12 protein-coding genes and 1 pseudogene are annotated in these 12,354 nt (G+C 58.6%); 6 read left to right on the forward strand and 7 right to left on the reverse strand.

Translation table 11 applies throughout. The features are described 5' to 3' along the window. The first annotated feature begins 118 nt into the window (after positions 1-118). The 4 genes from QRN31_RS05545 to QRN31_RS05560 all read left to right on the forward strand — a co-directional run bounded on the left by QRN31_RS05545 (position 119) and on the right by QRN31_RS05560 (position 4,278). Positions 119-1,468, forward strand: a complete 1,350-nt coding sequence (locus QRN31_RS05545) for a GntT/GntP/DsdX family permease (protein ID WP_285429394.1) — start codon at positions 119-121, stop codon at positions 1,466-1,468. Positions 1,469-1,483: 15 nt separating this feature from the next. Beyond that, complete coding sequence (locus QRN31_RS05550; protein ID WP_285430695.1) at positions 1,484-2,344, forward strand: MurR/RpiR family transcriptional regulator; 861 nt, start codon at positions 1,484-1,486, stop codon at positions 2,342-2,344. 1 nt (position 2,345) lies between these two features. Beyond that, a complete protein-coding gene (locus QRN31_RS05555; RefSeq protein ID WP_285430697.1) occupies positions 2,346-3,806 on the forward strand; it encodes an N-acyl-D-amino-acid deacylase family protein in 1,461 nt (486 codons plus the stop codon). 103 nt (positions 3,807-3,909) lie between these two features. Then, positions 3,910-4,278 (forward strand): glyoxalase superfamily protein, encoded by a 369-nt coding sequence (locus tag QRN31_RS05560; protein ID WP_285430699.1) that lies wholly within the window; start codon positions 3,910-3,912, stop codon positions 4,276-4,278. 154 nt (positions 4,279-4,432) lie between these two features. On the opposite strand, the gene QRN31_RS31520 is transcribed toward QRN31_RS05560, so the two are convergent. Together QRN31_RS31520 and QRN31_RS31525 are read right to left on the reverse strand one after the other, a co-directional pair. Then, positions 4,433-5,296: a methyl-accepting chemotaxis protein gene (locus tag QRN31_RS31520; RefSeq protein WP_409999727.1), complete on the reverse strand. Its 864-nt coding sequence runs from the start codon at positions 5,294-5,296 to the stop codon at positions 4,433-4,435. A 42-nt stretch (positions 5,297-5,338) separates the two neighbouring features. After that, positions 5,339-6,352, reverse strand: a pseudogene (locus QRN31_RS31525) (methyl-accepting chemotaxis protein); the annotation flags it as partial. A gap of 254 nt (positions 6,353-6,606) precedes the next feature. Here QRN31_RS31525 and pmrG point away from each other — a divergent pair. Continuing rightward, on the forward strand, positions 6,607-7,278 hold the full coding sequence (pmrG, locus tag QRN31_RS05570; protein ID WP_285430702.1) for a lipopolysaccharide core heptose(II)-phosphate phosphatase PmrG: 672 nt from the start codon (positions 6,607-6,609) through the stop codon (positions 7,276-7,278). A gap of 27 nt (positions 7,279-7,305) precedes the next feature. After that, the gene (locus QRN31_RS05575; protein WP_285430704.1) at positions 7,306-8,139 is read left to right on the forward strand and encodes a phosphatase PAP2 family protein; all 834 of its coding nucleotides are present in this window, start codon (positions 7,306-7,308) and stop codon (positions 8,137-8,139) included. Positions 8,140-8,396: 257 nt separating this feature from the next. On the opposite strand, the gene QRN31_RS05580 is transcribed toward QRN31_RS05575, so the two are convergent. From QRN31_RS05580 to QRN31_RS05600, 5 genes are all read right to left on the reverse strand, one after another. Then, positions 8,397-9,803 carry a DUF2252 domain-containing protein gene (locus QRN31_RS05580; RefSeq protein WP_285430706.1) on the reverse strand — a complete coding sequence of 469 codons (1,407 nt, stop codon included), beginning with the start codon at positions 9,801-9,803 and terminating at the stop codon, positions 8,397-8,399. A 103-nt stretch (positions 9,804-9,906) separates the two neighbouring features. Further along, positions 9,907-10,314: a PIN-like domain-containing protein gene (locus tag QRN31_RS05585; RefSeq protein WP_285430708.1), complete on the reverse strand. Its 408-nt coding sequence runs from the start codon at positions 10,312-10,314 to the stop codon at positions 9,907-9,909. Next, positions 10,311-11,003: a MerR family transcriptional regulator gene (locus QRN31_RS05590; protein WP_285430710.1), complete on the reverse strand. Its 693-nt coding sequence runs from the start codon at positions 11,001-11,003 to the stop codon at positions 10,311-10,313. The genes QRN31_RS05585 and QRN31_RS05590 overlap by 4 nt, the downstream gene beginning before the upstream one ends. A 332-nt stretch (positions 11,004-11,335) precedes the next feature. Then, positions 11,336-11,593: a hypothetical protein gene (locus tag QRN31_RS05595; RefSeq protein ID WP_222589687.1), complete on the reverse strand. Its 258-nt coding sequence runs from the start codon at positions 11,591-11,593 to the stop codon at positions 11,336-11,338. A gap of 35 nt (positions 11,594-11,628) precedes the next feature. Further along, the gene (locus QRN31_RS05600; RefSeq protein ID WP_285430711.1) at positions 11,629-12,000 is read right to left on the reverse strand and encodes a DUF6124 family protein; all 372 of its coding nucleotides are present in this window, start codon (positions 11,998-12,000) and stop codon (positions 11,629-11,631) included. Positions 12,001-12,354 lie beyond the last annotated feature (354 nt).

Consider the following 12,354-nt stretch of genomic DNA (forward strand, 5'->3'; position numbering starts at 1 on the left):
TCTAAGCGACAACCCTTACCCTTGCACGAAAATTAGTTTCACCTCGTTTGAAAATCACCTCTCGAAATGTTTTATGACTTTCACAATCTTTCGACGTGACCCTTTCGAGGAGTACCGCATGACCCTGTCCTTCGGCTATTGGCTGCTGGTATATGCCGCCATTGCCATCATTGCGCTGATCGTTCTGATCGCCCGTTACCGACTCAATCCGTTCATTGTCATCACCCTGGTGTCCATCGGCCTGGCCTTGCTGGCAGGGATGCCCGCGTCCGGCGTGGTCGGCGCCTACGAGGCGGGGGTCGGCAAGACCCTGGGGCACATCGCGCTGGTGGTGGCGCTCGGCACCATGCTCGGCAAAATGATGGCTGAGTCCGGCGGCGCCGAGCAGGTGGCGCGCACCTTGATCGACCGTTTCGGCGAGAAGAACGCGCACTGGGCGATGGTCTGCATCGCCTTCCTGGTCGGTCTGCCGTTGTTCTTCGAGGTCGGTTTTGTACTGCTGGTGCCGATTGCGTTCACCGTGGCGCGGCGCGTCGGCGTGTCGATCCTGATGGTCGGTTTGCCGATGGTCGCCGGGCTTTCGGTGGTGCATGCGCTGGTGCCGCCGCACCCGGCGGCGATGCTGGCGGTGCAGGTCTATGGGGCGTCGGTGGGGCAGACGTTGATGTACGCGATTCTGATCGGCATTCCCACGGCGATCATCGCCGGGCCGCTGTACGCCAAATTCATTGTGCCGCGTATTCAACTGCCGGCGGAAAACCCGCTGGAGCGCCAGTTCCTCGACCGCGAACCACGCGACAGCCTGCCGGGCTTCGGCATCACCATGGCGACCATTTTGTTGCCGGTGGTGCTGATGCTGATCGGCGGCTGGGCCAACCTGATCTCCACGCCGGGCAGCGGTTTCAACCAGTTCCTGCTGTTCATCGGCAACTCGGTGATCGCGCTGCTGCTGGCGACCTTGCTGAGCTTCTGGACCCTGGGCATCGCCCAGGGCTTCAACCGCGAATCGATCCTCAAGTTCACCAACGAATGCCTGGCACCCACCGCCAGCATCACCTTGCTGGTCGGTGCCGGCGGCGGCTTGAACCGGATTTTGGTGGACGCCGGGGTCACCGACCAGATCGTCAGCCTGGCCCATGAATTCCACCTGTCGCCGCTGATCATGGGCTGGCTGTTCGCCGCGCTGATGCGCATCGCCACCGGTTCGGCCACGGTCGCGATGACCACGGCCTCGGGGATTGTTGCGCCGGTGGCCATTGGTCTGGGTTATCCGCACCCGGAGCTGTTGGTGCTGGCGACAGGCGCGGGGTCGGTTATCTTTTCCCACGTCAACGACGGCGGTTTCTGGTTGATCAAGGAATACTTCAACATGACCGTTGCCCAGACCTTCAAGACCTGGACCGTGCTCGAAACCATCATTTCAGTGGTGGCGTTCGCGCTGACCGTGGGTCTTTCTTACCTGATTTAGTCGGAGCCGCTCGCCATGGACATCCTCTACCAGATACGCGCCCGTCAGGATTCCTTCAGCGCCGGCGAAGGACGCATCGCTCGGCTGATGCTCGACGACGTGGGATTTGCCTCCGCCGCCAGCCTCGATGAGCTGGCGCTGAGGGCGGAAGTCAGCACCGCCACGCTGTCGCGTTTTGCCCGCACCGTGGGCTGCCGCGACTTGCGTGACCTGCGCCTGCAACTGGCTCAGGCCAGCGGCGTTGGCAGTCGTTTTCTCGACCCGGCGGGCAAGCCCGAGCAGTCGGCGTTTTATGGGCAGATCGTCGGCGATATCGAATCGACGTTGCGTCAGCATTTGTCGGCATTCGACGAGTCGCGTTTCGCCGATGCAGTGAAACTGTTGGGCAAGGCGCGGATGATTCATGCGTTCGGCATGGGCGGTTGCTCGACCTTGTGCAGCGACGAGCTGCAAGTGCGGCTGGTGCGATTCGGCTACCCGATTGCGGCGTGCCACGACCCGGTGATGATGCGCGTCACCGCCGCCAGCCTCGATGCCGAACGCGCGGTGATTGCCTGCTCGCTGACCGGCATCACCCCCGAGCTGATCGAGGCCGTCGAGCTGGCCCGCAACTACGGTGCCCGCATTGTCGCCATCACCCGCGCCGATTCGCCACTGGCGCAATTGGCCGATGTGCTGCTGCCGCTGCAAGGCGTCGAAACCTCGTTTATCTACAAACCCACGGCGGCGCGCTACGGCATGCTGCTGGCCATCGACGTGCTCGCCACCGAGCTGGCGCTGTCCAATCCTGAAGACAATCAAGAACGTCTGCGGCGGATCAAACTCGCCCTGGACGATTACCGCGGCGGCGACGATCACTTGCCGTTGGGAGACTGACATGATTTACGACACGCTGATTCGCAACGCCCTGATCATCGACGGCAGCAACGCCCCCGGATATCCCGCCGACGTGGCGATTCTGAACGGTCGCATCGAGCGCATCGGCGACTTGCACAATGCCACCGCCACCGAAGAAATCGATGCCGCCGGACGGGTGCTGGCGCCGGGTTTCATTGATGTGCACACCCACGACGACACCGTAGTGATCCGCCAGCCACAGATGCTGCCCAAGCTCAGCCAAGGCGTGACGACGGTGATTGTCGGCAATTGCGGGATCAGTGCTTCGCCCGTGAGTTTGCGCGGTGATCCGCCGGACCCGATGAACTTGCTGGGCACCTCGGCGGCCTTTGTTTATCCGAGGTTCAGCGACTACCGCGCGGCAGTCGAGGCGGCGAACACCACGCTGAACGTCGCTGCACTGGTCGGGCATACGGCGCTGCGCAGCAATCATCTTGACGACCTGATGCGCACTGCCACGCCGGATGAAATTGCAGCGATGCGCGAGCAGCTGCGCGAAAGCCTCGAGGCCGGCGCGCTGGGCTTGTCCACCGGCCTGGCCTATGCCAACGCCTTTTCGGCGTCCACGGATGAAGTGATGCAACTGACCGAAGAGCTGAGCGCGTTCGGCGCGGTCTACACCACCCATTTGCGCAGCGAATTCGAACCGGTGCTGGAAGCCATGGACGAAGCGTTCCAGATTGGCCGTCATGCCAAATCCCCGGTGATCATTTCCCATCTCAAATGCGCCGGCGCCGGTAACTGGGGACGCAGCCCGCAACTGTTGGCGTCCCTTGAACACGCCGCGAAAACCCATCCGGTGGGCTGCGATTGCTACCCCTATGCGGCGAGCTCTTCGACTTTGGACCTCAAGCAAGTCACCGATGCCCACCGCATCACCATTACCTGGTCCACGCCACACCCGGAACTGGGCGGCCGCGACTTGATGGACATCGCCGCGGAATGGGGCGTGCCGTTGCTCGAAGCCTCTCGCCGACTGCAACCGGCCGGTGCGGTGTATTACGGGATGGACGAGGCCGATGTACGAAGAATCCTCGCGCATCCGCTGTCGATGGTCGGGTCTGACGGATTACCGGAAGACCCGTTTCCGCATCCACGCTTATGGGGTGCATTCCCACGCGTCCTCGGACATTTCAGTCGCGATGTCGGGCTGTTTCCGCTGCACACCGCTGTGCACAAAATGACCGGATTGTCGGCGGCGCGATTTGGCTTGAAGGGGCGAGGTGAAATCCGTGAAGGGCATTGGGCCGATCTGGTGTTGTTTGACCCGGTGACCATTCGCGATGTGGCGGACTTCAATGATCCGCAACGGGCGGCGGAAGGGATTGATGGCGTATGGATCAACGGCGTGTTGAGTTACAGCGAGGGGCAGGCAAACGGTAGAAGGGAAGGGCGGTTTCTGGCTCGGGAAGGGGATTTGCGTGACGGTTTTTTGAAATGAGTCACGATGGTGGCACATTGCAATTAAAGAAAGCCATCGCCAAGCCGAAGCGCTGATACTTGCCCAGCTACACTCTGGGCCTTTCCAGTCTGGGAGCAATTTCATGAGCTTCGGCAAAACCACCCCGATCCTGCGGATCTTCGATGAAACCAAGGCATTGGAGTTCTACGTCGACTTCCTGGGTTTCTCGGTTGACTGGCAGCACCGTTTCGAACCGGATTTGCCGTTGTACCTGCAAGTGTCACGTGGCGAATGCGTTCTGCACCTGTCCGAACATCACGGCGACAGCACGCCAGGCTCAGCGCTGCGCATTGAGACGGATGAACTTGAGGCGTTCCAGCAGCAACTGCTGGCCAAGGAATACACGTTCTCGCACCCGCAGATTCAGGCCATGCCGTGGGGCAGCCAGGACATGACCATTGTCGACCCGTTCGGCAATCGGTTGGTGTTTACCAATGCGATCAGTGTTTAAGGGTGGACGCCGCATGTGCGATCAGGGCTGACCCGAAGTTGCAGTTTTTCGTCCAGTAGCAATCGCGGGCAAGCCCGCTCCCACAAGTTGCTAATTGAACCTGTGGGAGCGGGCTTGCCCGCGATGGGATCTGTCGTTCACCGCTGACTGAACATCAAACCCGGAAGTGACTCACCATCTGCTGCAACTGGCTACCCAGCCGCGCCAGTTCAACACTGGACGCAGCGGTTTCGTCGCTGGCGGCGGCGGTCTGTTCCGACACGTCGCGCACGTTGATGATGCTGCGGCTGATTTCTTCGGCCACGGCACTTTGCTGTTCGGCAGCGGCGGCGATCTGCTGGTTCATCGACTGGATGTTGGACACCGTGCGGGTGATGTTTTCCAGTGACACACCGGCCTTGCGGGTCAGGGCGACGCTGCTGTCGGTGAGGGCGCGGCTGTTGTTCATCACTGTCGATACTTGTTGAGTGCCGTTCTGCAGGCCGGCCACCAAACCTTCGATTTCTTCTGTGGATTTTTGGGTGCGCTGCGCCAGGCCCCGGACTTCGTCGGCCACTACCGCAAAACCACGACCGGCTTCACCGGCACGCGCCGCTTCGATCGCGGCGTTGAGGGCCAGCAGATTGGTCTGTTCGGCCACGGCTTTGATGACGTCCATGACGCTGCCGATCTTGTCGCTTTCCTGTTGCAGCACGCTCATGGCTTCGGTCGATCGCGCTACTTCGGTGGCCAGACGTTCGATCTGGGCGATGGCTTCATTGACAACCTTGTCGCCTTCGCGAGCTTCGCCGTCAGCGGCGGCTGCGGCCTGGGACGCTTGTTCGGCGTTGCGCGCGACTTCCTGCACGGTGGCGGTCATCTCGTGCATGGCCGTGGCCACTTGATCGGTCTCGATCTTCTGGCTGTTGACCCCGGCGCTGGTTTGCTCGGTCACAGCGGACAATTCTTCGGCGGCGCTGGCGATCTGGGTGACGCCGTCGCGGATGCCGCTGATCAAGTCACGCAAGGTCACGCCCATGCGCGCGATACCTTGCTGCAATACGCCGAGTTCGTCGCGGCGAGTCACTTTGACGTCGTGGGACAGATCGCCACTGGCGATGCGTTCGACCACGGCCAGGGTGTCGCGCAGCGGGCCGGTGATCTGACGGGTAATGATCACCGCCGCAATGATGCCCACCAGCAGCGCCAGCAACGTGCTGATCAGTTGCAACGTGCGCGCCTGGGCGCTTTCGGCGTCGCGGCGATCGAGCTGGATCTGATACAGCTGATCGCTCAGGGTCACGATAGCGGCCCCCTGATCAGTCATTTCCTTGCGTGCCTGCACGGCATCGGAATTGGCCGCTTTATAAGCCTGCAACGCGCTGCGGTAGTTGCTCAGTGCGGTTTCCAGCTGACGCAGCGCATCTTGCTGGGTGTCGGCAAAATGCACGTTGAGCGGTTTGAGGCTGGCAATGGCCGCGTCCAGCTGGTTGATGGCTTTTTGTTCGGTCTCGGCGTTGGAGCTGGCGGTGTAGCCGCGAACCTCGTAGCGGGCCAGGATGAACGCTTCCTTGGCGGCGGTGATGGCCTGGAATTGTTCGAAGCGCTGATCACTCAGGGGCATCTGCTGCACAGCCGTGTTGATGGCTTCGATCAGCGTGCCGGCGGTTGCTGCGTTGGCGCCCATGGCGTCGCGGGCGCTGTTGCCGGTGCGGTAGGCGCTGCGCATTTTATTAAGCGACGTCTTGTAAGCGTCGATGTAGGTGCCTTGCTCTTTGAGCAGCTTGAGGTTTTCCGGGCTCTTGAAGGACGACAGCAGCGATTGTTGCTGAGCGGAAAAGGCGTCAAGGGTGGTCTGAACGGTCTGAGCGGCGGTTTCATCGCCGTTGGTCAGCATGTATTGCAGGCGAACCACTCGAAGCTTGGTCAGGCCTGCGTTGAGCTGGGTGATGTCGCTCATCCAGTTGCTGCGGTCAATCAGCCCGCCCAGGCTCGTCCAGCCGGTCAGGGCCAGCACGCAGGTCAATGCCAAAACCAGGCCAAATCCCAGGCCCAGTTTCATGTTCACGCTGATGTTGCCGAACCAGCTATTCATCAAATTCCTCCAGGAACGTTGCGCTTTTGATCGTCGGTTGGCTGGAAGATTGTTGTTTTTAGGTGCCAGCAAGGGGGTAGCAGGACTGTATCGGCAGCAATCGCGAGAGCTGAAAGGTTTTTGTGGGCGGATTCGGTGACTCGTTTTTTCAGTCTTAAGCTTTTTTTCACATAGCTTTCACTGTTCGCCGACGCTCGTTTATTTAGCCTTGTCGCTTTGAATGACAGTAATGCATGCCGGCGAGGCGGCCTGATGTGGAATTGAGACTGAGTCTGGCTGGGATAAAACGCTCAATAAAACTGGGTCGTTTAAGCCGTTATCGAAATGCCATCGTGGTGCTTGCCTCCGCGCTGCTGGTGATTCCATTGACGATTTGGCTGTTGCAGCCTGCTGCTGTGCCGGATCTGGCGCACGGTAATGTCGCGGGCGCGCGTGCGTTGGCCGCCGATTGGGCCAAAGGTGACGTGATCGTGCTGGTGCGCCACGTCGAGCGCTGCGATCACTCGACAGCCGCGTGCCTGAGCGGTAATGACGGCATCACCGAGCGCTCACGCAGCGTCGCGGTGAGTGTCGGTGCACAGTTCCAACAGATGGGGTTGAGCAAGGCTGATATTTACAACAGCCCCATGACTCGTACCGCGCAGACGGCCACCTACATGTTCAACAAGGTTGGTGTGGGCGAAGACTGGTTGGTCAGTTGCAAAGGCACAATGTTGCGCGATGCCCTTTCGCACAAGGTGGCGGGCCGCAATCTGATTCTTGTGACCCATAGCGAATGCATGGATCAGCTCGAAAAAGACCTCAAGTTACCAACTTCTACGTTAGGCTATGGCGCTTCTTTGTTTATCTCCGCCCAATCACAGCAGGCACCGCGCATGCTGGGTTTCATTGAAGCCTCCGATTGGCGCTCGGTAAGCACCGAATGAGTCTTTTTCTCTGAACCAGGACACACAATGCTGACTTCTTCCCGCCAACGCTTTTATTGGGCGAACTTTGGTATCCCGTTGCTCTGCGCGGCCGTGGTTTTCCTGATGTTCGACATGACCAAAATCGACATCGCTTTCAGCAACCTTCTGTTTGATCCGGTCACCCAGACCTTCCCGCTGGACCAGGTTCGCTTCTTCGAAAAGCTGACCCATAAATGGGCGCGGATCATTCCGAACTGGACTGCCGAGATTGCCTTGATCGGCGCGATCCTGTCGTTTGTCTGGCCGCTGATCAACACGCAGAAATATCCGCGTTTCGTCAGCTTCCTGGAGCGCTGCAAAGCGGCCCCTGTGCTGCGGTTTGCCTACAACCATCGTCGCGACTTCCTGTTTGTGGTCTTCGCGTTTGCCATCTGCACCGGCGTGATTCACTTCCTCAAGTCGCACACCAGTGTGTACTGCCCGATTGAAACGACTATCTACGGTGGGAAAATTGCCCACATGGAGTGGTACAACAACTTCCAGCTGTTCAGGGAAGCCGGTGATGGTCGTTGCTGGCCGGGCGGCCATGCTTCAGGCGGCTTCACCATGCTCGCGCTGTACTTCGTCGCGCGCCGCTACCGCTGGCACTATTCCAAGGCGCTGATGTATGGCGCGTTGCTGCTCGGATTCGTCTACGGCACAACGCGGGTCCTGCAAGGCTGGCACTACATGTCCCACACCTTCTGGGCCGGGATCTTCGTGTGGTTGGCGTGCTTGCTGACGGCGCTGGCGTTCTACGGGCGAGCGCGGCTGGAGATGCCGGTGCTGCAAAAGCATGAGCGGCTCGCGCAGCGTGCACAGCCGCACGTCGCAACGTAAACGGCTCCACCTGTGTGAAAAAACCGCCAATCCTGCGAAGGAATGGCGGTTTTTTGTTGCCCGATGAATCAGTCAACTTGGCTGGCCGCGCATCTCGGATGACAAACAACAGCTTATCAATCAAAAGGCAAAAAAAAAGCCCGCGGGAGGGCGGGCAAACCGTAGTTTCTTGAATGAGCGAGGGCAATGTACCGGTTGAAGAGGCGCGCGGGGGTGAAGAAAAATTTATGCACATGAACGCCCCCGTGCCAGCACCTCTACGGCAGGTGGTCGGCGGCGAAATCGGCCTCCGAGCGAGCCTGTAACCGGCCCTTGCGGCAGGCCTGCTGGAATCGCTCAAAGTCCTTTTCGTTCTGCTTGGCGTAGCTTTTGGCGTACTTGAAGAGCGCATCGGCCAATGCATCGCTCTTGCCGATGTAACCGCTGATCTGTGCGGCCAGCCCTGACGCTTTGGCATGCGCACGGGCGAGGGCGCGGCCACAGACGCGAGCGTAGGCGACAAACGTTGGTGCGTCGAAAGTCTCCAGTTCGGCCGAAATTTTCATGTCGCGCAACTGGCGCACATAGAAATGCCGACCGTTGGGTCCGGTGGTCCAGCCGAGGAACAGATCGCTGGCCGATTGCATCAACCGTTGACCTTCGACTACTCGCTGACCGTCATGCCGCACCTTTGAACGGGCTTTCACGTAATCGGCCAACACCGAGCGCCGCGCTTCCTTGAATTGCAGGAACAGCGGGAACTCCTGTTCATCGGTCAGCAGCGCCACCAGGCAACGCGTGCCGACGCTGCCAACACCGACCACTTTGAACGCCAAGTCATGGACATGGAAACGTGACAGCAATGCTCGACGGTCGGCCTGCAACGTGCCTGGATAGTCGCGCATAAACGTGTCATAGAGCGCCCGCCAGTCCGAGAGGCGCAGCCAGTCATCGTCGGCATCCAGCAGCGTGGTGTTTTTGTGCAGGTGGAAAATCTCCGGCAGGTCATCGCGAATGACCAGACGACCCTGCGCATCACGCTCACTGATTTTCGGCAGCAGTTCGGCATGCGTCCGCCGTTCCGCTTTTTCGATGGCGCGCTCCACATGTTCCAGCGTGGCTTTATTCGCCTGTTTGCGCAGATCGTCGTAGCTGATGGACTCGTACCAGTTTTCCAGCGCGCTTTGTTCGGCGCATTCGAGCATGGTTCTCTGGTAGGAGACGACCACTTCGCGGCAGACGCTTTCTTCAACGGATTCGCCATGACGCAGGTCGCGCGCGGCCACGACAAAACTCGCCACCAAACGTTTGAGGTCCCATTCCCACGGGCCCGGATGCACCTCGTCGAAATCATTGACGCTGAACAACAGATTGCGTTCGGGCGTGGCAAAGCCGCCGAAGTTCATCAGGTGGCAATCGCCGCAGATCGGCGATACAAGGCCCATGTTCGAGGTCCCGCCCAGATCGTGGGCTTGCAGCAACGCATTGCCGCGATAGAACGTGAACGGCGAGACCAGCATGCGGCCGTAGCGTAATTCGACCAGGGAGCTGATTCGTCCTACGCTGGACGCCTTGATCAGCGGTAGTGGGTCGCGATTGATTTTCCCTGGCTCGGCTTGAGCATTGCGGGGGCATTTCTTGCGAGCATCCTTACCTTGCTTCAAGCGGTCATTGAGGGTGGTCATGGGGGCTCTTTGTTGGGGGATGGGGCTTGTGGGGATTGAGTGTAGAAGGCCCAACGAACAGAGAAATATTCAATGAAACAAAAAAGCCCGGCTGTTGGCCGGGCTATATTTTTATCTGATCGAATTTCCCGTGTGCGGGAAGCTTCCAAGGCACTCTGAAGGCTGCGCCACCTCTTATCAGGTTTGCTTGAATCGTGATCGCGGGCCACCAACGCACCAGATTATGGGCCTTGTTCCAATAGGATTCGTTCCCCCAGTGCTTGGCTAAACAAAACACCGGTAGTCCACATTCACGAAATGCCCGTTTTTCAATATCGCCTTTTGTAAATTTATCTTGTGAAATGACCGCCCAGCCACCTTCGTTACTCAGGACTGAAATCCAATGAGCGTCGCAAGTGTCCTGCGGAAATTTATCTCTGAGTGGCAATACTGAATGGCCCTCTATTTTAGTCAGCTCATTTAACGCGCGAGCCAGGGCTGGGGGGAGGTTGTTGTCCAGTAGGAAATTCAAGCGGCATTCCTTTGCTCGAAATTGACCGCTGCTTCAACGGCTGCGGTAGGAATCTCGTAGAGAAGTGCCACTCGTTTGGTGTTTTCTCCTTCTGTCTTGTAGGCGCTAAAAATCGCTGCGGTATCGATTCCCGTACTCGCGTGTATCGGCTTGCCGAAGTTCCGGGAAGGGTCCAAAACGATGGCTTTACTGCGCTTTACCGGATACCAGCGCTGAGCGGCATCTGATTCCGTGTAGTCGATGCCTTCATATAAAGAAGGTTTAATGACCTGCTCAAACGCATATTGTCGCTTGATCAGATCCAGAAGAGACTCATCCCCCGTTTCGCTCATGACGGTGGCAAAAATACGTCGACCGTCGGTTTGAAAGCGTTTGCAGGTAAACGGGTAGGTTTGATTAAAGAGTTCTTTGGCTTGTTGCGAGGCGTTTCGGATGGCTTGCAGGCTTACGCCGTGCTTGCGGAAGGCATGGACGAAGCGAATTTCCAGAAGATCATGAAAGCCTAGAACGGCCTCACCCAAATCAGCCAGTTCCGAGTTCCAAAGCCCCGGATGCTGAACGCCATGCGCTGTGTAGCCGAATAGCCAGCGGCGAATATCGGCGGCAGGAATTCCAGTGTAGAGAGAGGCTTCCGCTGGTGTGTACAAGCCAACACCGACAAGGCGGCTAGACACTATGGTTTTTTGCATGTTGGCCTCCTTGTCGGCAGATAATTAAGCGAAGGGATTCTGGTCGTAAGGGGGACCGCAAGCAAATGGTCGTGGACGAACAGCCGTTTTTGTTCGTTCAGGGTAGGTTTAAAGGTTGATCAGCACAATCAGCTCAGCGTCGATATGGCTTGCAGGAAATTTCCGACGAACCTGTCCTGTAATTCGCTGCTGTGACGGTTTGAGGGTGGGGAGTTGAGTCGACAGAAAGTTACAGTTTATGAAACCTTCTGTTGAGTCAAAGTCAAAAAGGCACCTGCGACAGTCTCGTCAGGTGCCGATTTTTGTTGTGGGAAGTTTCTACGGGCTAATTATTAAATTGACGAAACCTGCGCCTGCAATCGTCGCCCGACGACATCCATCAAATCGCAGCCATCGCGCAGCGAAGTCACCAGCACCCGCGCCAGTTCACTGTGAACGCCCTCGCTGACGGCGAAGCTTTCCAGCAATTGCGTCGCGGTGCGGATGCGGTACGCCGCGGTTTCGTGCAATACGTCCAGCGGTGCTTCGGTGTCGATCAGCAACGACGCGATGGTGCAGTCGATGCCGGTGACGGGCATGTATCGATCCATGACAAAACCTCCATTGGGTAAAAGAGTGCGACCACTTAGAGGTGGCTGGCGGACGGAGCTTCGGACACGCCTTCAGGCGGGTCGAGGTTGTCCAGCGCTCGGTTTACCAACAGTTCGCCCAGCACCGCCAACTGCTGAATCGCCAGTGCCACGTTGCGGCGCGAGCCTTCGAGATCACAAGCCAGGTCGGTGGTCATGACGTTGAGCGAGGCGAGGGTTTCGCAAGCGTGGGCGAGCAGGGTAGGTGTGTCGACGTCGGGGGGGATGGTGAAGATGTGGCTGATGGGGCTGGGGTGATTTGGGTTGCGGAGGCGGGCGCTGATGGTGCGTTCGATGTCTCTGGAGAGATCCGATAAATCGGGAGATTCTGTTGCCGAGTCCGGTGGATTGGGGCTGTGTTTTTTCATGGTGCATCTCCGGTTTGATAAAGGAGCTGCCATGCCCTGCTGTCAAACAGGGAAGGGTGGCAGCCGTACGCGGGTTGACAGACCGGCAAACCAGAAACCGGTGCATCCGAAGATGCCCCACGCACAGCCGCCATGAAAAGAACTGCACGCGGGCAAGCATGCCGTTTAATCGGGAAGAGTGAAAGTTTCTGGTTGTCAGCCTGTCAAAGCCGTTCGCTGATTTGCAGCGACAACTGAAGGCTATCGTCGATGAGCAGCGCCCGCCAGTTCATGAAAGGCGATACGAGTTGCGGGAAATGTCCTAGGACGGACTACACGCTTCCTTGGCTTTTGTTCGAGGGAGAATTAAAAAAA

Origin of the sequence: Pseudomonas sp. fls2-241-R2A-110, assembly GCF_030209165.1 — a bacterium.
In the GTDB taxonomy this organism is placed as follows: Bacteria; Pseudomonadota; Gammaproteobacteria; order Pseudomonadales; family Pseudomonadaceae; genus Aquipseudomonas.